Annotated in this window: 14 protein-coding genes; 3 read left to right on the forward strand and 11 right to left on the reverse strand. The window is 44.0% G+C overall.

Annotated features, from left to right (window positions below):
* Positions 1-25: 25 nt before the first annotated feature.
* The 4 genes from gcvT to M1B78_RS04570 form a co-directional block, all read right to left on the reverse strand.
* Complete coding sequence (gene gcvT / locus M1B78_RS04555; RefSeq protein ID WP_136010440.1) at positions 26-1114, reverse strand: glycine cleavage system aminomethyltransferase GcvT; 1089 nt, start codon at positions 1112-1114, stop codon at positions 26-28.
* A gap of 31 nt (positions 1115-1145) precedes the next feature.
* Entirely contained in the window at positions 1146-2369 is a 1224-nt protein-coding gene (pepT, locus tag M1B78_RS04560) for a peptidase T (RefSeq protein ID WP_257940010.1), read from the reverse strand.
* Between the two features lie 196 nt (positions 2370-2565).
* Positions 2566-3978 carry an amidophosphoribosyltransferase gene (locus M1B78_RS04565; RefSeq protein WP_257931801.1) on the reverse strand — a complete coding sequence of 471 codons (1413 nt, stop codon included), beginning with the start codon at positions 3976-3978 and terminating at the stop codon, positions 2566-2568.
* A 384-nt stretch (positions 3979-4362) separates the two neighbouring features.
* The gene (locus tag M1B78_RS04570; protein WP_257940011.1) at positions 4363-6525 is read right to left on the reverse strand and encodes a glycoside hydrolase family 97 protein; all 2163 of its coding nucleotides are present in this window, start codon (positions 6523-6525) and stop codon (positions 4363-4365) included.
* 663 nt (positions 6526-7188) lie between these two features.
* Between M1B78_RS04570 and crcB the strand changes: the two genes are divergently transcribed.
* From crcB to eno, 3 genes are all read left to right on the forward strand, one after another.
* Positions 7189-7566, forward strand: a complete 378-nt coding sequence (gene crcB / locus M1B78_RS04575; RefSeq protein WP_257940012.1) for a fluoride efflux transporter CrcB — start codon at positions 7189-7191, stop codon at positions 7564-7566.
* Positions 7567-7579: 13 nt separating this feature from the next.
* On the forward strand, positions 7580-8248 hold the full coding sequence (locus M1B78_RS04580; protein WP_257940013.1) for a pentapeptide repeat-containing protein: 669 nt from the start codon (positions 7580-7582) through the stop codon (positions 8246-8248).
* Between the two features lie 65 nt (positions 8249-8313).
* The gene (eno, locus tag M1B78_RS04585) at positions 8314-9603 is read left to right on the forward strand and encodes a phosphopyruvate hydratase (protein WP_257940014.1); all 1290 of its coding nucleotides are present in this window, start codon (positions 8314-8316) and stop codon (positions 9601-9603) included.
* A gap of 128 nt (positions 9604-9731) precedes the next feature.
* On the opposite strand, the gene bglX is transcribed toward eno, so the two are convergent.
* From bglX to M1B78_RS04620, 7 genes are all read right to left on the reverse strand, one after another.
* Entirely contained in the window at positions 9732-11984 is a 2253-nt protein-coding gene (gene bglX, locus M1B78_RS04590) for a beta-glucosidase BglX (RefSeq protein ID WP_257940015.1), read from the reverse strand.
* 2 nt (positions 11985-11986) lie between these two features.
* Positions 11987-13276, reverse strand: coding sequence for a glycoside hydrolase family 2 TIM barrel-domain containing protein (locus M1B78_RS04595; RefSeq protein WP_257940016.1), 1290 nt, complete (start codon positions 13274-13276; stop codon positions 11987-11989).
* 89 nt (positions 13277-13365) lie between these two features.
* The gene (locus M1B78_RS04600) at positions 13366-14727 is read right to left on the reverse strand and encodes a family 16 glycosylhydrolase (RefSeq protein WP_257940017.1); all 1362 of its coding nucleotides are present in this window, start codon (positions 14725-14727) and stop codon (positions 13366-13368) included.
* Between the two features lie 134 nt (positions 14728-14861).
* On the reverse strand, positions 14862-16235 hold the full coding sequence (locus M1B78_RS04605) for a hypothetical protein (RefSeq protein ID WP_257940018.1): 1374 nt from the start codon (positions 16233-16235) through the stop codon (positions 14862-14864).
* A gap of 31 nt (positions 16236-16266) precedes the next feature.
* Positions 16267-17856, reverse strand: coding sequence for a RagB/SusD family nutrient uptake outer membrane protein (locus tag M1B78_RS04610; RefSeq protein WP_257940019.1), 1590 nt, complete (start codon positions 17854-17856; stop codon positions 16267-16269).
* An 18-nt stretch (positions 17857-17874) separates the two neighbouring features.
* Positions 17875-21078 carry a SusC/RagA family TonB-linked outer membrane protein gene (locus M1B78_RS04615; protein ID WP_257940020.1) on the reverse strand — a complete coding sequence of 1068 codons (3204 nt, stop codon included), beginning with the start codon at positions 21076-21078 and terminating at the stop codon, positions 17875-17877.
* Positions 21079-21369: 291 nt separating this feature from the next.
* Positions 21370-24261 carry a triple tyrosine motif-containing protein gene (locus tag M1B78_RS04620; protein ID WP_257940021.1) on the reverse strand — a complete coding sequence of 964 codons (2892 nt, stop codon included), beginning with the start codon at positions 24259-24261 and terminating at the stop codon, positions 21370-21372.
* Positions 24262-24468: the final 207 nt, after the last annotated feature.

The raw sequence follows: 24468 nt of genomic DNA on the forward strand, positions 1-24468 counted from the left end.
TTGGGATACACCATCATCCTTCTTATTATTGTTTGCGGAACGGCGGCTTCACAACCACAGCTTTCAGCTTGCGTCCCCGCATGTCAATGCAGATTTCCGTACCAACTTTACTGTATTCGGGTCTGATATACCCCATTCCGATACCAATCTTACGCGTAGGCGACATAGTTCCGGAGGTTACCACACCGATGGCAGCACCATCCGTACCATACAGTTCGTAACCATGACGGGGGATACCACGGTCTATCATTTCAAACCCCACCAACTTACGGGTAGTGCCTTCTGCCTTCTGCTTTTCAAGCATCGGACGATTGGTGAAGTTCTTTCCCTCCACAAACTTGGTAATCCATCCTAACCCGGCTTCAATGGGCGAAGTAGTGTCGTCCAAATCGTTGCCATACAAACAGAATCCCATTTCCAAACGAAGCGTATCACGCGCCCCTAAACCAATCGGCTTAATGCCGAACTCTGCACCTGCCTCAAACACCGCATCCCAAACCTTCATGGCAGCCTCCGGATAGAAATAAAGCTCAAAACCACCCGCACCGGTATATCCGGTATTGGAGATAATGACATCTTTTTCTCCGGCAAACTCACCGTGGGTAAAAGTATAGTAAGGAAGGTCGGAAAGATTTATGGAAGTCAGCTTCTGCAAAGCCAGAATGGCCTTCGGTCCTTGCACCGCAAGCTGTGCCATGCGGTCGGAAGCATTTTCCAATTCAGCGCCTTCCGTATTATGAGACACACACCAATTCCAGTCTTTCTCAATGTTCGAAGCATTCACGACAAGCAGGTATTTTTCCGGCTCATAATGATAGACCAATAGGTCGTCTACAATGCCTCCGTTTTCGTTGGGGAAGCAAGTATACTGTACTTTTCCCGGTGTAAGGGCAGCCACATTATTGGAAGTCACTTTCTGCAGAAAGTCCAAAGCATGAGGACCTTTCACCCAGAATTCTCCCATGTGTGAGACGTCGAATACACCGACACCCTGACATACTGTAAGGTGCTCGTCAATGATGCCTGAATACTCGATAGGCATATTATATCCCGCAAACTCGTGCATCTTGGCACCCAGCGAGATGTGTTTTTCGGTAAACGGAGTGGTTTTCATGAAACTATTAGAGTTATAAGTTATGAATTATTTATTTGCTGGCGACAAGTTCGGCAATCTTGACGATGACGTTCATTGCTTTCTCCATATTCTGGATAGGCACGAACTCATAACGACCGTGGAAGTTCAATCCACCGGCAAAGATATTGGGACAAGGCAGGCCCTTGAAAGAGAGCTGGGCGCCGTCCGTACCTCCGCGAATGGCTTTTACACGAGGCTCTACACCTACTGCCTTCATAGCGGCAAAAGCAGTGTCAATGATATGCATCACCGGTTCAATCTGTTCACGCATATTGTAGTATTGGTCGCGAAGTTCCAGAGTGGCGGTATTCGGACTGTATTCTTCATTGATTTTTGCCACAAGACGTTCCATCTCCTTCTTGCGCTCTTCAAAGCGGGCGCGGTCGTGGTCACGGATTATGTAAGAGAGTGTTGTCTGCTCCACTTCACCGGTAATGCCTATCAGATGATAAAAACCTTCGTAACCTTCAGTATGCTCCGGAGCCTCATCAGCCGGAAGCATGGACATGAAACGGTTGGCAATGCGGATAGAGTTAATCATTTTATTCTTGGCATAACCCGGATGCACATTACGTCCCTTGAAGCTTATCTTGGCAGAGGCTGCATTGAAGTTCTCGAATTCAAGTTCACCCACTTCTCCACCGTCCATGGTATAGGCCCATTCGCAGCCGAACTGCTCTACATTGAACTTATGAGCCCCCAGACCGATTTCCTCATCCGGATTAAATCCGATACGGATTTTACCGTGCTTGATTTCGGGATGTTCCTTCAGATATACCACTGCCGATACAATCTCGGCAATGCCTGCTTTATCGTCGGCACCAAGCAAAGTCTTGCCGTCGGTCACAATCAAATCCTCCCCTTGGTGGCCGAGTAGTTCGGGGAACTGGGTGGGAGAAAGAACCACATTCTCTTCGGCGCAAAGAACAATGTCCTTACCGTCATAATTCTGCACGATACGCGGAGAAACATTCTTTCCGCTCATATCAGGACTTGTATCCATGTGGGCAATAAAGCCGATGACAGGCAACGGCTTGTCCGTATTGGCAGGAAGAGTGGCGAACAGATAACCATTTTCGTCCAACGAGATTTCTTCCAAACCCAAAGATTCCAATTCTTCTTTCAGATACCGGGCAAACACCATTTGTCCCGGAGTACTCGGAGTAACCCCAGTCTCTTCACTGGACTGAGTATCGAAGCTTACGTACTTTAAAAAACGTTCTACTAAAGTCATGATGAATAATGATTAGTGATTAATGGTCAGTGATTAATGGTCAGTGATTAGTAATTGGCGAAAAGCATTATCCGAATGGCATTAATCATTAATCACTAATCATTAATTACTATTTTGTGCTGTAAAGATAAAAAAAGGAGCGAGAACTGCCAAGCAATTCACGCCCCTTTTTTATGCCTTAAGGACAAATTGTCAATCAAAAATGGCTGCTACCGTCAAAACAGTGCGTACAAATCTTACACTTAGGCAGTCCGATAGCTTCAACCAAGGTTTCCAACGTATTGAACTTCAATGATGAAAGTCCGAAACGTTCGCGAATAACGTCCACCATCTTTTCGTATTCGGGCGAACCGGTAGTGGCATATTTATCGAGATTCTTATTCTCATCGCCCTCCAGCTCCTTGATGACACGACGGGTAATCAGCTCCATATCGCTTTTGGAAGCCGTGAATCCCACAAACGGACAGCTATATATCAATGGAGGACAAGCAATCCGAATATGCACCTCCTTGGCACCATACTCATACAACACCTTCACATTGTCGTGCAACTGGGTACCCCGGACAATAGAGTCATCACAAAACAGCAGGCGCTTTCCCTCAAGCATGGCACGATTGGGAATCAGCTTCATCTTTGCCACCAGCGAACGCAACTCCTGCTTGCTGGGAGTAAAGCTACGAGGCCAGGTCGGAGTATATTTGGAAATGGCACGATGATAAGGAACTCCTTTACCTTCAGCATACCCAAGTGCCATACCTACACCCGAATCGGGAATGCCGCAGGCACAATCTACCTCTGACTTATCTGTCTGCGCCATCTTGAAACCGGAGGCAAAACGCACTTCCTCTACATTCTTACCTTCGTAGCAGGAAGTGGGGAAACCGTAATAGACCCATAGGAAGGAGCAAATCTGCATTCCTTCATCAGGCTTGCGCATCTGTTCCACACCATCAGCACGCATCCGTACAATCTCCCCAGGACCCAAATAGCGGTCTATCTCGTAACCAAGATTCGGAAAGCTGCTCGACTCACTTGTGGCAGCATACGCACCATCTTTCTTGCCAATCACAATCGGGGTACGTCCCCAGCGGTCGCGGGCAGCAATAATGCCGTCTTCCGTCAATAACAGCATGGAACAGGAACCTTTAATATGCTTATATACATTTTCAATTCCTTCGACAAATGTCTTTCCTTGTATAATAAGAAGGGCGATAAGTTCCGTCTGATTGGTTTTGCCCGAACTGAGTTCGGCAAAGTGCATGTTCTGAGCCAACAGTTCGGTTTCCAGTTCTTGCAGGTTCACGATTTTGGCTACCGTTACAATGGCAAAGCGACCAAGATGGGAATTGAGGACAAGGGGTTGAGGGTCTGTGTCGCTAATGATTCCTATTCCGGAATTTCCCTTGAACTGGTCTAGTTCATCCTCAAACTTCGTGCGGAAATAGGTACTTTCCAGATTGTGGATGGAACGGGTAAACTGCGCCGTTTCCGCATCGTATGTAGCCAACCCACCACGTTTTGTCCCTAAATGTGAATTATAATCTGTGCCGTAAAACAAATCTGCCACACAGCTTGTTGCCTTGGCGACTGTTCCGAAAAAACCTCCCATAAATTCTGTTTTGTTATTGGTTTCTAAAATTAACGGGTGCAAAGGTATGAAGAATTTGCGAAATTCGGGCAGATTTAAAATGAATAAAAAAGGCAATATATCTCTTGTCCCATACAGAAATTACTATCGGAAACATAATAACTTTTGTGATTGGAACCAAAAGACTGCATATTTCCATATAAAGGGATTCTTAATGATTATGCAATCTGTTATCCGAGTGCAAACATAAAGGTTTCCCCAAAGAACGGACTTACCAAAAATTCGGGTCTTGATGCTATTTTTACGGTATAAGAATGAGCTTACCCTAACACAAAAAAAGCCCCGCAAAGATTGGACTTCTGCGGGGCCTCACTAATACCTAATACAAACTCTTTCTATCCTAAATTATCTCCACTTCTTCACAGTCTTCTTGTCAGCCGGAGTCGCTTCAATCAAACTCAATGCAAAACCACCGCTACGCGCTTCCTTCACGGACATTTTGGTCTTACCGGTTACGATACCTTTCTTTATCTGATAAGAAGTAGGGTTCTCCTTGTAATCGGCATCTTTACTGTCTGCATAGAGAGTGGCTACGTATTGCTTGCCCGGTTCAAGGAAATCGAGCGTGAAGTTGGCCGTACGTGCATTCTCGTCTGTAATACCGCCAACAAACCAGTTGCCGGTTCCTTTTGCTTTACGGGCCACGGTAATGTAATCACCCGGTTCTGCTTCAATGTACTTGCTGTCATCCCAGTCTACTGCCACATCCTTGATGAATTGGAAAGCATCCATGTGCTTTTCGTAGTTCTCAACCAAGTCGGCAGCCATCTGCAACGGGCTGTATAAAGTTACATACAGAGCGAGCTGCTTGGCAAGTGTAGTCTGCACTTGTCCGTGAGGCAAATCACCCATAAAGTCGAGCTTTGTATCGAAAATACCCGGTGTATAGTCCATCGGACCGCCAATCAAGCGGTTGAATGGAAGCAATGTGGTATGGAACGGCTTGCTGCCGCCGAATGCCTCATATTCGGTACCGCGTGCAGATTCGTTGCCAATCAAGTTAGGATAAGTACGGCACAAACCGGTAGGGCGTACAGCTTCGTGTGCATTCACGCAAATTTTGTAGTCGGCTGCTTTCTTCACGGCATAGAGGTAGTGGTTGTTCAGCCATTGTCCATAGTGATGTTCGCCGCGGGGAATCATATCACCTACATATCCGCTCTTCACGGCATTGTAGCCATTATCCGCCATAAACTGATAAGCCTTGTCCATATGGCGTTCGTAGTTGCGCACCGAACCGGATGTCTCATGATGCATCATCAGCTTCACTCCTTTACTCCTTGCATATTCATTCAGCATCTTCACGTCGAAATCAGGATAAGGGGTCACAAAATCGAATACATAATCCTTGGATTTGCCAAACCAGTCTTCCCAGCCTTCATTCCAGCCTTCTACCAATACTTGGTCCAGACCGTGCTCGGCTGCGAAGTCGATGTACTTTTTTACATTTTCGTTAGTGGCACCGTGACGGCCATTGGGCTTCATTTTGGAGTAGTCCACTTCACCCAGTTTGATGGAGGGAAGGTCGTCTGTATATGCCCAGGTGCTCTTACCGGCAATCATCTCCCACCATACACCTACGTACTTCACAGGTTTAATCCAGGAAACATCCTCATATGCGCAAGGTTCATTCAGGTTCAGAGTGATTTTGGAAGCAAGAATATCACGGGCATCATCACTGACAATCACCGTACGCCACGGTGACGCGCAGGGAGCTTGCAGATAACCTTTATCGCCTACTGCATCGGGAGTAAGCCAAGATTCAAAAACGAAATTCTTATCATCCAGGTTCAAGTGCATGCAAGAGTAATCCACCAAAGCAGCTTCATGCAAGTTGATGTATAAGCCATCGGCAGTCTTCATCTGCAAAGAAGTCTGAACACCGGTGGGCGAAAACGGGGTTTGCGAAGAGTTAGGCGTAATGGCCCCTTTCATCAGCCCGCGGATTTCAGAAAGTTTGGATTCTGTGTAGTCATATTCCTGCGTATCGTAGTCGCCCGGAATCCAGAAGGCTGTGTGGTCGCCAGTCATGGCAAACTGAGTACGCTCCTCCTTAATCACGAAATAGTTCAAGTTCTTCTGCAAAGGGAATTCATAGCGGAAGCCCATACCATCGTCGAACAAACGGAAGCGGATAATGATGTTCCTATCCTGCGCCTTTTGGTTGAGCGTCACAGCCAGCTCATTGTAGTGGTTACGGATTTGCTTCACTTCACCCCATACCGGTTCCCAAGTCTCGTCGAAAGTGGAAGTCTTTGCATCCGCCAGCATGAAGCCATTCATCAGACCGGGGTCGTTTTTCAGTTCAAGTCCTAGTTTGGAAGGGTTAATCACCGGCTTTCCTTTGTAAGAAAGTTCGTAGACGGGTTCGCCTTGTGCATTTACCGAAAAATTCAATTGAAGTTGTCCGTTGGGAGAGGTAATCTCCTCTGCCATTGCTACACCACTCACCAACAAAACGAGCAGGAAGCAGGCCAATTTTGTACAGATTGCTTTCATGTTTCTCATGCTATTGTTAAAAAATAATGTTCGTGATGCAAATATAGACAGGAAAGCAATAAGTTCTGAGCCTTATACATATAAAAGACAAAGGATTTACCGGCAAACGTTTGCATGAGCCCCATCTCCGTAAGCAGAATGGAGGACGAAGTATATCAACCAAACAAAGAATGCGTTTTCGGACAATATTATTTGCCGAAATGTAGAGCGATACTATCGGCCTCTGATTTCATTTAACTCCTGATAACTTCCTCAAATGAAAGAGCCGTAGGTACATGCAATAAAAAAGTGAAATCAAGCTTGCGGATATGTATCCCAAAGTTGGGAACGGGCATCCCAAGGTTGGGGATGTCTATCCCAAGCCTTGGGATAGAACTTGCAGCCTGTATTTGTCATTTCTGCTACGAATACTTCAGGAATTTATTATCTGTGTTTTGCAACTTTATTGCAAGTGTTTGCCAGGCGGGAAACCTATATTCTGTGGCAAGATTGCCACTCTTTGGCAGAAGAAACAAGAAAGAGGGAGCGATTGCCTGAATATCCCCCCCTCTGACTCCCTTCAACTCCCTTTAATGAAAAAGCCATAGCAGGAACACTTGAAATAAAGGCAGATTCCCAATATCAAACCGGAATTTCACTACCTTTGCAACCCAAACCAAACCCGGATAACCTATGACCAGATTACTGATAGCCATTTTCCTTGGTGGGGGCACCGGTAGCGTACTGCGCTACTGCATGCAGATGATGCTCCATGAACGCATAGTCCCCTACTCTTTCCCGTGGACCACGTTCACTGTCAACATCCTCGGAAGTTTCCTCATCGGGCTATTTTATACCTTATCCACCCGTTTCAACCTTTCTACCGAGGTACGGCTGTTGCTAACTACCGGCCTGTGCGGAGGATTCACCACCTTCTCCACTTTCAGCAATGACGGGCTGATTCTGATAAAACAAGGGTTCTACGGAATATTTGCCTTATATACCTTATTAAGTATCACATTAGGAGTCCTGACAGCCTTCGCCGGCGGCGCCTTCGGACGCTGTATATAACCCAAACACCCCTATGAAACCCAGCAAGCCTTTTGTCATGCCTCCCGTACGCATCATCCCTCCTACCTTAGAGAGACAAAGTGAAAGTTCCAAATCATTGGAAGAATGGCTGAATACGGAAGAAACTGTCAGAGACCTTCACTTCGGTAAACGGACAGAGGAACACATGGAGTATTCCTACAAAAGCATCACCAACTGTACTTTCAGTCATATCCAATTCAGCGCCTGCAAACTGAAATCCTGCCATTTCACTGACGTACGTTTTGAACATTGCGACCTTTCCAACATCTCATTTGCCGAAAGTTCTCTGTTCAGAGTGGAATTCATATCCTGCAAACTGGTGGGAACCAATCTGCCGGAAACAATATTGAACCATCTGACAATGAAGGACTGCAATGCCAGATACCTCAATCTTTCCATGAGTAAAATCAATCAAGCCCGCTTCACCTCTTGTGACTTGCGCAACAGCGACGTCAACGACTGCAAACTTGCCTCCATCGCCTTTGAAAACTGTGAGCTGGTAGAATCCGAGTTTTCACACACCCCTCTAAGAGGAATCGACTTGAGCGACTCGCACATAGGAGGTATACGCCTCAACCTGCCCGACATACGGGGAGCCATCGTCAATACTTCCCAAGCCATGGAGTTGACTGCTCTTTTAGGCATTACAATAAAGGATTAAAAACGAAAAACAATTCCCTATTTTCATTTGTTAGTAAGGTAGTTCATAATAAAAACTGACTAAATATGAAAATAAAAAAGATTATCGGACGTGAAATCCTCGATTCAAGAGGAAACCCCACCATAGAAGTAGATGTGACCTTGGAATCGGGCTTTATGGGCCGTGCTTCCGTCCCGTCGGGTGCCTCCACCGGAGAGCACGAAGCACTGGAGCTGCGCGATGGCGACAATAAACGCTATGGAGGAAAAGGTGTGCTGAAAGCCATAAACAATATCAACAACATCATTGCTCCCAAGCTAGTCGGCATGTCCGCACTCGAGCAGATGGAAATAGACCATACCATGTTGGCACTGGACGGTACGAAAACAAAATCCAATCTGGGTGCAAATGCCATTCTTGGCGTATCTCTTGCAGTAGCCAAAGCTGCTGCCGCCTATCTCGATATTCCACTCTACCGCTATATCGGTGGTACAAATACCTATGTGATGCCTGTACCGATGATGAACATTATCAATGGCGGTTCGCACAGTGACGCTCCCATTGCCTTCCAGGAATTCATGATACGCCCCGTAGGTGCCCACTCCTTCCGTGAAGGTCTGCGCATGGGTGCCGAAGTATTCCATGCGCTGAAGAAAGTTCTGAAAGGCCGTGGCCTCAGCACAGCCGTAGGCGATGAAGGAGGTTTCGCTCCTAACCTGGAAGGCACAGAAGACGCACTGAACGCCATCATTTCCGCCATCAAGGCTGCCGGATATGAACCGGGCAAAGATGTAATGATTGCCATGGACTGCGCTTCTTCCGAGTTCTACCATGACGGCATCTACGATTACACCAAATTCGAAGGTGAAAAAGGCAAGAAACGTACTGCCGACGAACAGATTGACTATCTGGAAGAGTTAATCAACAAGTATCCCATCGACTCTATCGAAGACGGCATGAGCGAGAACGACTGGGACGGCTGGAAAAAACTGACCGACCGTATCGGTAACCGTTGCCAGTTGGTAGGAGACGATTTGTTCGTCACCAATGTGGACTTCCTTGCAATGGGCATCGGAAAAGGCTGTGCCAACTCCATACTGATTAAAGTAAACCAGATAGGTTCGCTGACCGAAACACTGAACGCCATCGAAATGGCACACCGCCACGGATATACCACCGTAACTTCCCATCGTTCCGGCGAAACGGAAGATGCGACTATCGCAGACATAGCCGTAGCTACCAACAGTGGACAAATCAAGACCGGTTCGCTGAGCCGCTCAGACCGCATGGCAAAGTACAACCAACTGCTTCGCATCGAAGAAGAACTGGGAAGCAATGCGGTGTATGGATATAAGAAAGTGACGAGTGATGAGTGATGAGTTATTTGCCGGTGTTTTCCTTTGCTGGGAGGCGGGGCTTATGATGAACAAAGCATTCATATAAATACAAGAAGGGGCGAACCGTCACGGTCCGTCCCTTCTCTTTTTTAACCTTCAATCAACAATCAATCTACTACCTTAAAGAAAACTTCTTCTCCACTTTGGCTATCCGGTGCCACCCAAAGAGCAAAGTCTCCGGCTTCCACCGTCTTCACCATATCTATATTCCAGAAAGCAAGTTCACTTATCGGAAGTTCAAACGATACATTTTTCTTCTCACCCGGCTTCAATGTGATGCGGGCAAAGCGTTTCAGCTCTTTCACCGGACGGGTCACCGAAGCAAACTTGTCCTGCACGTAAAGCTGGGCTACCTCGGTACCTTCATACTTTCCGGTATTCTCAAGGTCGAAAGTCACAGTCAGCACATCTTCCTTCTTCAGATTGGCAGACGAGAGTTTCACATTATCATATTTGAACGTCGTATACGACAGACCGTAACCAAAAGGATACAGCGGATCGAAACCTGCATCCATATAGAAAGAAGTACATCCCAACGAAGTCTGCCCCGCTTCCAACGGAATGTCATTCAGCAAAACCTCATTCCGCGTAGCCGGACGTCCGGAACTGTTATGAGCATAATAAACCGGTATCTGTCCTACCATCTTCGGGAAAGTCACCGGAGTCTTGCCACTTGGCACAGCCTTACCCCACAGCAAGTCGGCCAATGCCGGTCCTCCCATGGTTCCGGGATGGAACGAATAAAGTACAGCTGACGAGAGTTCGACTTCCTTTCCTATGGTCAACGGACGCCCTGCCATTACGACAGTAACCACCGGTTTTCCCGTTTTCGCCAAAGCGGCAATCAGTTCGCTTTGCGCACCTTGCAGGTTCAGGTCGGCCAGGCAATGCGCCTCTCCTGAAAGAATAGCCTCTTCGCCTACAAATGCCAAAATAACATCGGCACGTGCGGCGGCAGCAGCGGCTTTGGCAACACCTGCCATATTCTTGTCACGGCTATAAGTCAGCCCCGGCTCGTATATCACCTGCACTTTGTCCCCCACCAGTTCCTTGATGGCCTTCAACGGTGTCACAGTTTTCGTCTTGTCACCATCAAATATCCAGGTACCCAATTGGTCATAAGGTGCATTTGCCATCGGACCTACCACAGCAACTGTCTTTACTGAAGATTGCAAAGGCAATGTCTCCTTTTCGTTCTTCAACAAGATGGCCGATTCCACAGCAGCTTGCTTGGCAGCCTCCAGATGAGAAGGAGCATAAAGTTCCTCTATCCGTTTCTCATCCACATAAGGATTATCAAACAGTCCCAACCGGAATTTGATACGCAGAATATTCCGCACGGCATCGTCTATGGCAGACTTCTTGACCTTACCTTCTTTTATCAATCCCGGCAATTCCTTGACAAACGTATAGCTGACCATCTCCATATCCACACCAGCATTTACCGCCTTCATTGCTGCCTCTTTAGAATCGGCAGCAAAGCCATGTGCTATCATTTCGGCTACTGAAGCCCAGTCTGAAACTACTATTCCATCAAATCCCCATTCACCACGAAGCACATCTTTCAAAATAAAAGTGTTTCCGGTAGACGGCGCTCCGTCATTGTCATTGAACGAAGTCATGAAAGTAGCCGCCCCAGCCTTGGCAGCAGCCTCGAATGGAGGAAGATAGACATTACGCAGGCGACGCTCCGGAATAAAAGTAGAGTTATAGTCACGTCCCCCTTCCGCAGCTCCATATCCTACAAAATGTTTGGGACATGCCGCAATAGAGGTAGGATGATTCAAAGAATCCCCCTGAAAGCCTTTTACCATGGCAGCCCCCATCACCGAAGTGAGGTATGTATCTTCTCCACATCCCTCGGCCATACGCCCCCAACGGGGATCGCGAGCCACATCTATCATCGGTGCAAATGTCCAGCGGATACCCACGGCAGAAGCCTCCACAGCCGCTACCCGTGCACCATCCTTAGCCACCTGCGGGTTGAAAGATGCCGCCTGTCCCAAAGGGATAGGGAATATAGTTTTGAAACCATGGATAACATCGCGTGCCATCAGTAAAGGGATGCCCAAACGGGATTCCTCCATTGCCACACGCTGCAAGGCATTGACACGCACCGGATCTACTTCATTCAGGATAGACCCGACTTCACCTTTCTTTATCAATCCGCTCATATCCTCTATGTTGCCATAAGAAGAAATCTGGTTCATCTGCCCAATCTTTTCTTCCAATGTCATACGGGACAACAGCGTTTCTATTTTCTGCTCGATGACTGCATCATTTTCTGTATCCTGCACTTGAGTACAAGATATAAAAGGAAGCAGCAACAAACAAGCAGAGAGCATTTTCATTGTTTTCATCTTTAATCTATTACTTGAAATGGAACATTTACTGTAGAAACAAACCCCGTATTATCAAGCACATATACGTACAAACGATATTCTCCGGGAACTGTAATCACAGTCTCATACACATCCTTATCTGACACAGCCACATCACCCATTCTTTCCGGACGCGGCTCATAAGAGCCTCCAAAGCCTAGGACTGTGGCTTCTTTCAGCACTTCCCACACATAAGTCAAAGAATCGTTCTCCTTATCTGTAGCAGAAACCTCCGCTTTAAATAAAGTACCAGCTTTGATGCGGACATTATCAATCGCACTTTTACCATTGACAGTCATGCCCCGAACTATCGGAGCCGTTTCATCCAATTCTTTGCCGGTCCACACTCTTTGCATGGCCTCCACCATGGGAGTTTTCTCTCCTTTCAATGGCAGTGAATCCACCTTATCCTCTACAAACATACTAAACCAGGTAGGAGTACGTTCTTCCTTTTGTCCCCACAAGAATACAAAAGAACCCAAGCAACGGGGGTTGGCAGAAATATATTGCGTATAACGCTCTTCGTACACCTGCCGTTTTTCTTCACTGGTCTGTTCTATGGGTGCTTTCCATTCCGTAGAGGCAGTTTCCCACCAACCGGTCGGCCCCCACTCAGTAATCATAAATGCACCTTTGTAGTCCGACCGGTCAACAACAGCCTGCACCTCTCCCATCGGACCATATACATTGATGCCCACATAATCGAGAGACGGAGCATACTTTGCCACAGAGTCCAATGCCGACGGATTGTAGGAAATCACTGTCGAAACCAGATGACGCTTGTCTATCGACTTAATCAGCTGTGCCAGTTCTTCCACAAAATTCCATGCGGCAGCTATATTGGCATTTCCCAACTCAATTTCATTGCCAATACCCCAAGCCAGCAAACTCGTATCATTCTTGAACGTTTCTGCCAACAAGCGGACTTCTTCGCGCATCTTGTTCTTATATTCATCATCGTAATAGCGTATAGAGTCTTTGGTCATACCTATTCCCTGCATTACGTACATGTTGTGCTCTGAAGCCAATGCCAGGTTTTTCTTTATCTCCTCCACATTACCTCCCCAGGTTCTGAAGGCATTGGCACCACTCTGGGCGGCAATGTCCAGACGATATGTGCCGCCTACGCCTTTAATATAGGTTTCTCTTCCGTCAATGGAAAGTTTATAACCGTCTGTCGCCTTCTCTATCACAATACCATCTAGAGCAGAAGGAGAACAAGCAGACAGCAAAACCAAACAGATAAAAATAAATATTTTTTCTTTTTTCATTATCAATTGTCCTAAAGCATAAGTATCTATATTATAGATAAAACTAACATTTAGTCTGCACATTCAAATTCCATTTAAATAAAACAGCTCTACTTTTTCTGAAACACGCGTACATAGTCCACCTTCATCGTCACTGGAAGAGCAGACTCGTCCACACCGTTCATTCCACCCCAATCACCGCCCCAAGCCAGATTCAGAATGGGATAGAAAGCATAATGGAAAGGCCATTGATTATGCCCAGCTCCCAATTGTTGCTTGGTAACAGCCAACTGTACCTTACCATCCACGTATGTAGTGATGGCATCTTCCGTCCACTCTAAAGCATAGAGATGAAATTCTCCCTCTGCCTGTTCTATAGTCATGGCATGCGTTTTCTGCGTACCTTTAGTATGATTATAGTCTTGCGTATGGATAGACGAAGAGACTTCGTTGGGTACGACTCCCACTTCCTCCATAATGTCTATTTCACCACACATGGGCCATGGGTTAGTATTCCAGTCATTACCAACCGGCATCATCCAAAAAGCCGGCCAAGTCCCCTTGCCTTCAGGCAACATGATGCGTGCTTCAAAGTAACCGTATTTCCAACCAGTATTCACTTTAGCATACACACGACCAGAGTAAATTTTACCGTCGGAGCCTTTGAAACAATTAATGTTCAACTTACCGTCCACAAGTTCTGTCACACGCTTTCCGTCAGCAGAACCATTGACGTAATTTTGAAGTTCATTATTTACCCACCCTGCTCCTTGAACCTCGTGTGTCCAATCATTGCCAAGAGATGTGCCCTCATTAAATTCATCATGCCAAACCAACCGATATCCCTCAGGGGTATTGATATCCCGATCTTCAGCCGATTCTTGAATAACTGTTACCGTTACTTTCTCTGCACCAGCCACAACCTCAACTGTACCCGTACGGGAAATCTTTGCATCATTAGCTAAAGTGGTCACAACAATTTCCCCACTATTTTTTTCTGCGCTAATCCAACTATCATTGGATTTCACATTCCATTCGCCAGAAGCAATAACAGATAAGACAAAAGATTCTCCTATAGAATTAGAATACAACTCAGTCTGTGACACTGATAAAGGAGCCGCCTGCGTAAGAGGAATAGATACACGAGTAGCACCGGATTTAACTACCACCGTACCAGTACGAGAAGTAGTACCCGTATGAGCACTGACTATAACTGTCGCTGTGCCTTGGCTAGAAGAAGAACCCATTACATTTACTTTGACCCATGAACTGCAATCATCAGAGGCAAAAGCTGTCCACTCTTTACCAGAACAAACCACATTCACCACATATTGGCTAGCTTGTGCAACAGCCTCTATCTTTTCAGGAGAACATTTAATGGTAACATCCTCGGATTGCGGTTCCTTGTCATCGCTACTGCCACAAGCAATCAACGAAAACAAAAGAATAGATAATAGACAATAGTATTTCATATATATATTTTACAACATAAGTAGAGAAAAAGGGAAAGGATGAAAGTCCAGCAATTGCCAAGATACCACACATCCTTCCCCCTTTTTATTATTCACTGCTTTTAGCAGACCAATATTCTATCCAATACCAGTCATCAATCTCTATGAGTCTGGAAAATAATATCTTTAATAGTCACTTTTGTGTCAGCAGGATTTCCACCAAAATCCAAGACTAAAGATATAGCATGCATATCTTTAGGCGCCTTTTTATTTGCAACCCAAAATTTATTATCTTCATTACCCAACAAGTCCGTCTGTTCTGCAAAGAAGAAGTTATCATCATGTTTGACATCAGGTTCATCAGTCTGAACCAGTTTTACTGTTACCCCCTTCAAATCAGTACTAGGATTTAGAGTGACACAGAAATCATAGGCAGTTTCTGTATCGGCTGACAAATCTGTAACAAACGAGAACTGGTTCTGCCATTGTGCTTCAGTAGCATCAGGGAAAGTGAGTGTATAAGCATTTCCATCCACCACTAAATCTGGATTAGGTCTAGCACTCCAATCCGGGTTTGCATAGAAGAAAGTATTGGTAAAGGTTGCCCCGTTCCAAAGATTGTCTTCACTATCCACCTTCACCCAAGAAGGTTCAGGCTCTTGTACTTCAGGAATTTCCGTACCGTCATCATTAGCATGGTCTTTCAAGACAAAGCTTTCCAAAGTAATATCCGTATTAGCTTCATTACCACCAAAATCGAGTGCAAACTTCAAATCGGTAATATCCACACCAGGAACATTGCTGAACCATATACACTTAGGCTCATTAGCATCCAAAGCCACACGCTGCATATTGATAAACGTATTGTCATCACCTTTCTGCTGTACTTTAACCGTCACGCCCGGATGTTTGGTAGTAGAAGTGATTATCACCGAAAAATCATAGGTTTTATCCACTGACAAAGCAACTACCTTATCCAATTCCACATGCATCTGAGCTTGCCACTGATCGGTAGTAGCTTCCGGTAAGGAAACAACAAATGCACCATTCTGATAAGTATATTTTGGATCTGCAATCTGCCCCCATCCTGGAGCATAGTAGAAAGATGCCACATTGAAAGTTACTCCCTTAAACATGTTAAATTCACTATCTTCCACAAAACCACCAAAACCGTTCATAATAGTCTTCTCTATTTCAAAGGTTTTGGTTATCGAACCATCACTAATGCCATTTGCGTTCTTTACTTTACATTCTACTGTATATGAACCTTTTTTACGATAATATTTGGAAAAGCCATATGAGGCTTGATAAGCGCCGTCAATTATCCAAATTGGAGACACTCCAGGAGCAGAAGTAAATTCAAAGTTTGCATAATTGGTTGTCTGATCTACAGTAACTTTAAAGTTATCAGTATAATCCGATGCTTGTGGGATATTGCCATTGGCTCCCGTAAAATCTTCAGGCGAACATGAAGTCATTGCAAAACCAGCAACCAACACGCCTGCCATATATTTAAATATATTTTTCATATCAATTATTTGTTAATGGAGTTATGGTAAACTATTTATAAGCATTTTGAACCAAAGCCGGATCGGAATCCAACTCTCCCTGTGCAATAGGAATATATTTCTTCTTTGCAGTCCAAGAATTAGTACGGTAACCATATTGATCGGGGATCAGTGCAGTAGTAGCCTTATTGCTGGCTGATGCTCCACTGATTCCTTCAGCACGTACCAAATCAAAATAACGCTTGCCTTCACCTACAAATTCCAAACGACGTTCTGTAAGGACATCGTCAACTGTGACACTCGCAAGTTCAGCTAAACCGGCACGGGTACGAACTTCGTTCAACCATGTCTTAGCCTCCCCAGTACTACTTCCACCTGTACGAAGAGAAAGTTCTGCAGCATTGAGCAATGTTTCAGCATAACGATAATAACGATAGTTGTTATTATAGTTCAAATTCTGGTCACCGGAAGACTGCTTGAAGTTCTTATCATACGGACGATATTTTTGCAACCAAATATGAGTATCTTGATAACGTTTCGTATATTCTACATCTTCGGCAATCACCCAGCAAGTTGCATCACGACGTTTGTCTTGTTCACTAAACATTTGATAAGTTTCAAGACGCATGGGCATAAATCCCCAACCATCATTACCCTTTGACCAACCATCATCACCAGGGAAAGAGTTAGGAGAAATCAAAGTAGGAAGCACTGTGCCACCAACAGCTAACGGACTTCCCCAGCCACGTTCGTTATTAGTTTGCTCATAATTAATTTCCCAGATAGATTCGTCACACCATTCACCTTCCGTTTCCCAGATGTTGGCAAAACTAGGATTCAATCTAAAGCTAGGACTATCAATAAGCTCCTTCATATAACCTAAAGCTTTTGAAAAACGACTTTCATCATTCTGATACATTACCATTTCAGCATATATCATATAAGCCATAGCTTGAGTGACACGTCCCAACTGACCTTCGTCATCAACTTCTTTACCATCTTTGATTGTTTTATAATATTTCAAAGGTAGCACCTTAGAGTCAATTACAGCTTCAAGTTCCACAATCAACTCAGCATAAACCTGATCGGCAGTATATTGCGGAGCCGTATAAGGAGGTTCGGAAAGATTCTCCAAATAGAAAGGTACATTACCAAAATAATGCCACAACATATTATAATAGAAAACACGCAGTAAACGGGCTTGCATCTCATAGAGTTTACGATTGGCCTCAGTAACATCAGTACCCCAATCAAGATATTTCAGTAAGTCATTACAACGTTTGATGCCAGAATAATCCACAGTCCAAAGAGAGCCAAGTGTATTATTTTCATTAGCTTCATAATTAAATAACATATGCCAATTCTGCATATCGGTCTTGGTTGCACCACCTACCCAAAAATTATCGCCCATGATTTCACCGTCAATATTCAAGGCATTGTACTGTCCCAATCCCCAATCTGGCCAATGGAGAGGGTCATAGGCGGCAATCAGAGCTTCCTGAATATGCTCATCCGTAGTATAATAATCTTCCAATGGTTCACCTGTCGGATTTTCCACCTCAAGAAAACTGTCACTGCAACCGGTAGTCAACACTGTAGCGGCAGCAAGTAAGCCTATTGCTAATATTTTATTTGTTTTCATATAGTTCTTATTTTTAGATTAGAAAGAAACATTTACACCTACTGTATATGTGCGAGCCTGCGGATAAATACCACGGTCAACACCAAGAGAAGTTGCACCTGAAGAAATTTCAGGATCAAATCCCCAATATTTGGTCCAAGTCACAAGATTTTCAGCTTGCACATACACACGCAGACGTTCAATAGTAAGTTTGCGAGTAAGAGTCTTAGGCAATGTATATCCCAAAGTAATATTCTTAAGACGAAGATATGAACCATCACAAACATAAAGATCAGATACCATCCAGTTCGTTGCATTACCGACAGCCAGACGAGGATACTTATTAGAAGTACCTTCACCAGTCCAACGTCCCAACATCCAAGAAGGATAGTTACCAGAAGCAACATCTGTACGATAAGTGCCATCAAACACATCAGCACCAGCTACACCTTGGAAGAAAATATTAAAATCAAAGCCTTTCCAATCAGCATTAAGATTCAAACCATAAGTCCAATCCGGAGTACCATTACCAATGTTAGTACGGTCATCTGCCGAGATGCTACCATCACCATTTACATCCACAAAACGTGTATCACCAGGAACCGCATCCGGCATAATCATTTTACCATCTTTATTGACATAAGCACGAACTTCATCCATATTCTGGAAAACACCGTCAGTCTTGTAACCATAGAAATAGGGGAAAGGTTGTCCGTTAGAACCGCGTGTACCACCACCAGAGAATCCTTGAATACCATCTAAATCCATATAGCCAGTATCATTTCCCAAGTTCTTCAATTCATTTTTAAGATAAGTAGCATTTCCCTTTACTGCAAATTTAGCATCAGCAATATTCCATTTATAGCCAAGTTCAAACTCAAAACCACTATTTTCCATATCACCTACGTTACCAAGAGGTTTAGTTTCACCTACATAACTCGGGATAGGCATCGTAATAATCATGCCATTGGTTTTCTTTATGTAATAGTCAGCACTGAATGTTAAAGCATTATTAAAGAATCCCAAATCAATACCTAAGTCAGTTTGCTCACTCTCTTCCCATTTCAAATCAGGATTTGCCAAACGTTGTGCTTTAGAACCGTTCCATTTGATGGCATCTTTACCCAAAAGGACATTGTTACCCATGGCCGTCAATGAAGTATAACCAAATTCGGCTATGTTATCATTACCATTCTTACCCCAACTGGCACGAACCTTTAAGTTAGACAACCATTCTCGCGTATCAGCCATAAACTCTTCATTTGTCACATTCCATCCCACAGATACTGAAGGGAACGTACCATATTTATTATTAATACCAAAACGACTTGAACCATCACGACGGATTGTAGCCTGAATCATATAGCGTTCATTATAGTTATAACTCAAACGAGCAAACATAGACGACATTCTATGTTCTGTATAAGGACTTCCATAAACGCCATACTGAACTGTAGCACCAGTAATATTACCATCTGCATCCTTTGTATATTCAACATTCCCTGTAGCATAATCAATAGAAGGTTTATTAGGATTCACCAGATTCCAACGGTTACCACCAAGTTGATCTCCCTTATATTTAAGAGCAGACTGTCCTAATACAACACCAAATGTATGTTTGCCGATAGTTTTGTCATAAGTTAATGTGTTTTCAATCTGCCATGTCACATTCTGTGCCTTGAATGAAGATGCATTAGTATGTGTTGCCTTATTATTAGCTGAGAGATAATACTTGCTCTTAGTAGCCCCTTCATTACCCCAAAATCCCATATCAGCACTATAATTGAAGTGATACTTCAAATTATCCCACAATTGAAGATCAATAGAAAACTTTGGAACAAACTTATGCGACCAATTCTTTGTAGGAGTCAATGTCATCATAGCCAGCGGATTATTCATTTCCTGATAAGCTCCTCCATAGCCAGGTACTGTATAAGGATCACCATTTGCATCACGAGGCAAATCAAAATCTTTATAAGTTTCAATCATCTTTTCAGCTGCATCACCAGTCAATGTAGGGGTCAAAATAGGAGACAGATAAAGAGCCGATCCCAAAATTGAACCGAATTCAGAGTTAGTACCAACACCTGTTGAATGCGTACGCATATAAGCCAAATTTACACCTAAATCCAATTTATTAAGGAAACCGCGTTCTTTAGATGCATCAATTAGATTATATTGAGTATTGGAACGAATAGTCAAACGGTCATAATTAGAATGTCCGTGATTACCACCAACAATACCATCTTGTGAATAATACCCCAAAGACAAATAATAATTTACTTTTTCCGATGCACCACTAACTGTCACATCATGATTCACTACCGGAGCATTGTCATAGAAAACAAGATCTTGCCAATCAGTGCCAAATCCTTTGATAGAATTTCCATTAGCATCAATCAAATTATAAGGATCTGCATAAATTGGAGCCTGACCACCATTCACATTGGCTTCATTCTGAAGGATAGCATAGTCTGTCGCACTAGTCACATCACGTCTCTTCCATGCACTCTGCCAGCCATAAGAAAAATTGTAATTAATTTGTGCCTTACCCATCTTACCTTTTTTGGTAGTTACTAGAATAACGCCATTAGCAGCACGCGCACCATAGATAGCACCAGAAGCAGCATCTTTCAACACTTCGATAGACTCGATATCATTAGGATTTACAAAATCAAGACCACCCCCAATAGGCATACCGTCTACAATGTAGAGCGGATCACTATTGTTGATAGTACCAATACCACGTACACGTACACGAGGAGAATCACCCGGCTGACCAGAAGCTGAAGTTACATCCACACCTGCAGCCAAACCTTTCAATGCATTATCCATACGCACCGGAGATTTGTTTTCCAAATCCTCACTACTAACTTTGGCAATAGATGCTGTTACCACACTTTTTTTCTGAACACCATACCCCACCACTACTACTTCGTCCAGCGTTTCTGAATCTTCCTGAAGAACTATTTTCAAGGAATTTTTTCCATTTACCGCTACTTCTTGTGACTTAAAACCAATATAGGTAATAGAAAGTGTTGCGTCGGCAGGAACCGACAATGTAAAATTACCGTCCAAATCAGTAATTCCACCATTGGTAGTTCCTTTAACTACCACATTTACTCCAGGCAACGGTTCATTATCCGAACCGCTTACCACTGTACCTTTTACCTGTATATTTTGGGCATATACAGAAGCCAAGGTAAAGCTTAACAGAAATAAAACTGATAATAACTTTTTCATAAGTTTTACTAAATTAAGATTAACGTTTCTCGGTTTTGTTCTCAATCGAACAGTGCAAACATAGAGTAAAATGCAATAAAACAAATAAGAAACAATCATTCTTAAATACGTCAAATCTGAAATTCAAATACGTTATCAATACGTCATCAGCAAATAACTTACTAATAATCAATAATTAATATATACTTTTAAGTATTACGTCACAACATGTTATAGAACACAAAAGGGAGGAATATTAAATTCCTCCCTTCCATGCACTTCCTTCTTTTAAAGGAAGTTAATATCTAAAGACTACAGTTTATTGCTTAAATAATCCGTCAAACTATCCTCTCTCTCTAAAGCGAACTTCTTACGAAGACGATAACGGATTGTTTCAACTCCACGAACCGAAATGTTCAATAGAGGCGCTATTTCTTTCGTGGAAAGATTCATCTTTAGATAAGCGCACATCATGCGTTCGTTGTGGGAAAGTTCAGGATGCTTGGCATGAAGACGTTTCATAAAATTGTTATGTATCAAATCGAACTGGTCTTCAATACGCTTCAAAACCTCATCACTCTGTATATTACCGTCTATTTTATTATTAATAAGTATGAGTTGCTGTTTTCCTTCCCGGGCCCCCTCACCCTTCAGCAAGGCGGATACTTTAAGTATCTCTGACTTGATTTCAGTCAGCATTTCATTCTTACGGACAAAGTTTATCATCAGATTGGCCATTTCCTGGCTCTTATGTTGCAAATCGTATTCCAATTTTTCTTTCTCCAGCTGCATAATCTGCTTTTCCTGACGGGCTTTCTCCTCTTCGTACTCCCTTTCCATATCGTGCAACTCCTTGTCCTTCTCAACCACCGCCTGCTGTTTCTTCCGCTTCACACGGACATCATCCCAGCGGTAGACATACCATAAGGCAAGCAAAGCCAAGATGATATAACAAGCGTATGCAGCAGCACTGCGATACCACGGTGGAAGTATACGGAAGGCGATTGTATCCGATGATGTCGTACCGTCAGGAAAGACCGCTTTAACTTCAAACGTATATTCACCTTCCGACAGATTACTATACTCCTTGGTGCGTACCGTTGTAAAATCGGACCAGCTCCCCTTATTCAGACGATATTGAAAACGGACATCATCTCCTACCGCAAAGAAAGAAAGGGCATAGTCAAAACGAACGGAATTCATGGAATAAGCTATCACCGGAACCGGCTTCTCTCCTAAAAAGTTTGCGGTATATACCAATGAATCCTTGGGATAAGACAGATACATGTTCCTTATATATAAGGAGTAGCTACGGTCCTGACGCCCCCTTACGGCCGGGATACTGAATAAAGCGAAACCTTCTTCATTAGGAACCACCATCAGCGAATCTGAAAGAGGAATAATCGTTTCAAAACCGGGTACCAGTTCAATCAGCGATTGCCGGATGGGATTAATGCTTGTATTCGCCCCCCGCTTATAGGTACCCAGATTGGCAATACAGATTTCGTGAGGGCTCAAACTAATCAACTTATCGTGATACTCCAAGATACGCGAATAGGCTGCGGTGCCATTCAAAAGGTTGTTCATATCCGGACAAGGCTCCATGACATCTTTATGAGGATTATGCTTATAGATTCCCCGGGGAGTGGCAAAATACACCCGGTCTTCCATCTTCGCTATATACATATCACGTCCTACCGGAAAACCATCCTTCGCGCTATATTCCTTTATACGGACAGCTTTTGTCAAATCATTATCCAAATCCACACGGGTAACGTGATCCGTATTGTACACCCAAATCACCTTATCGCTTTCCTGCTCAAAAAGACGGCAAGAATCGTTCACACCCTCAATCTTGCCAACCACCTGCCATTCTCCATTCTTTTTCCCAACCAAATAAATGCCGCTATACACCCCGACATACATAAGGTCCGTACGTCCTGCCACAAGTTGGCAACACCAGGCGCCGGCAATATCCGTCACGCGTTTTACGGAAGCACCATTGATAAGGAAAATACCACGGTCGTGCAGACAGAAGAGTTCATCACCTATACGGCAAAGGTTCCAGACCTGTCCGCTGGATTGGGGCATCGGACGGATATCCGGCAAATCGCCGTTCATCTGTACCGGATAAGAGGTGTAATACAAACCCCGATTGGTACCTAAATAAAGATAGCCGCCTTCTACGGCCGCCGTATATCCCGTGCCGTAGGAATAGGGATAGGAATAGAGATTCGTAAAAGGAGAACTCAGACAGACGTAGTCAATGCCGCTATCCAGACCGGCCCAGAGGTTTCCGGTTGTATCGAAGGAGACAGAAAGCACCGTATTGTTACGCAAGCCGTTGTTCTCATTGAAATATTTCAGTTGCATGGTGCTGCAATCCACCAGTACCAATCCTTTATGAATGGTTCCCAAGGCAATCTTATCATCCTTTTTGGCCACGCAAAAGACTTCATTCTCACGCATAAACTCTTCGGCACCGGTGATAAACGGTTCCATCGTACGCCCGTCACAATAGTAAAGTCCGTTGTATGCAGTCACTACCAGAACACCTTTCTTATAAGGTATAATGCCACGAATACGCTTGGAAGCCAACCCATCTGCACCCTGAAGAGGAAAAAAAGTGTTTCCAACCAAAAGCCATACACCTCTGTCCGTACCGATATAAAGAATACCATTGACCATATTGGAACAGTCTATTTTGGCATCCATTTCAATGGCGGTATATTTGCCGTTCAGGTACTTCACCACGCACCCGTCCCCTTGGAAATACAAGATATTGTCAGTCTCATGAATGCCCCACACGTTTCCAAGAAAACGAACGGAACTCTCCAAAGTATCGGACATGCAATGATAGGCCAAAGAACCGTCCGCATCCGGTTCATAATAGCCGAACTCATTGATGCCCCCCACATAAATTCTTTTTTGGGTAGCAGAAGCCAGAACGGAACGCACATCGGAAGCATTGTTCAATGGAAACACATTCCAGACATTGCCATCAAATTGCACCATACCGTTCTTGTTGGCGAAATATACCCACTTGTCATCATAGGGTGCTATCTGCCAAGTCTGGATCCCCTTGCCATAAACACTTTTATCAAAATTGACGATAAAGCTATTCCAGCCGGCAGTTGCTTCGACAAAAGAAGGAAAAAGAAAAAGACAGAAAAAAAAGCAGAATGACAATATGTGTTTGTTCATGCGCATAATGGCTATATAGTTAGTTGCACAAAAATAATGCTTATTTTCAAGGTAGCGTACAATAGCATATCAGTTTTTTTTCGTCCCCGATTATTTTTTTCTTCTCAAATGGCAATCTTTTGCATCAGTATACTCTAAATTCCGGTATACTAAGAAGTATTCGTCCGACAGCTGTCGGACGATAATTCAACAGTTGTCGGACGATAA

Source organism: Bacteroides muris (ex Fokt et al. 2023), from assembly GCF_024704895.1.
GTDB lineage: Bacteria > Bacteroidota > Bacteroidia > Bacteroidales > Bacteroidaceae > Bacteroides > Bacteroides muris.

What these genes read in the sequence shown, in the direction of transcription:
- gcvT (WP_136010440.1), bottom strand. Translation starts at nt 1,114, where the DNA reads ATGAAAACCACTCCGTTTACCGAAAAACACATCTCGCTGGGTGCCAAG.
- pepT (WP_257940010.1), bottom strand. Translation starts at nt 2,369, where the DNA reads ATGACTTTAGTAGAACGTTTTTTAAAGTACGTAAGCTTCGATACTCAG.
- M1B78_RS04565 (WP_257931801.1), bottom strand. Translation starts at nt 3,978, where the DNA reads ATGGGAGGTTTTTTCGGAACAGTCGCCAAGGCAACAAGCTGTGTGGCA.
- M1B78_RS04570 (WP_257940011.1), bottom strand. Translation starts at nt 6,525, where the DNA reads ATGAGAAACATGAAAGCAATCTGTACAAAATTGGCCTGCTTCCTGCTC.
- crcB (WP_257940012.1), top strand. Translation starts at nt 7,189, where the DNA reads ATGACCAGATTACTGATAGCCATTTTCCTTGGTGGGGGCACCGGTAGC.
- M1B78_RS04580 (WP_257940013.1), top strand. Translation starts at nt 7,580, where the DNA reads ATGAAACCCAGCAAGCCTTTTGTCATGCCTCCCGTACGCATCATCCCT.
- eno (WP_257940014.1), top strand. Translation starts at nt 8,314, where the DNA reads ATGAAAATAAAAAAGATTATCGGACGTGAAATCCTCGATTCAAGAGGA.
- bglX (WP_257940015.1), bottom strand. Translation starts at nt 11,984, where the DNA reads ATGAAAACAATGAAAATGCTCTCTGCTTGTTTGTTGCTGCTTCCTTTT.
- M1B78_RS04595 (WP_257940016.1), bottom strand. Translation starts at nt 13,276, where the DNA reads ATGAAAAAAGAAAAAATATTTATTTTTATCTGTTTGGTTTTGCTGTCT.
- M1B78_RS04600 (WP_257940017.1), bottom strand. Translation starts at nt 14,727, where the DNA reads ATGAAATACTATTGTCTATTATCTATTCTTTTGTTTTCGTTGATTGCT.
- M1B78_RS04605 (WP_257940018.1), bottom strand. Translation starts at nt 16,235, where the DNA reads ATGAAAAATATATTTAAATATATGGCAGGCGTGTTGGTTGCTGGTTTT.
- M1B78_RS04610 (WP_257940019.1), bottom strand. Translation starts at nt 17,856, where the DNA reads ATGAAAACAAATAAAATATTAGCAATAGGCTTACTTGCTGCCGCTACA.
- M1B78_RS04615 (WP_257940020.1), bottom strand. Translation starts at nt 21,078, where the DNA reads ATGAAAAAGTTATTATCAGTTTTATTTCTGTTAAGCTTTACCTTGGCT.
- M1B78_RS04620 (WP_257940021.1), bottom strand. Translation starts at nt 24,261, where the DNA reads ATGAACAAACACATATTGTCATTCTGCTTTTTTTTCTGTCTTTTTCTT.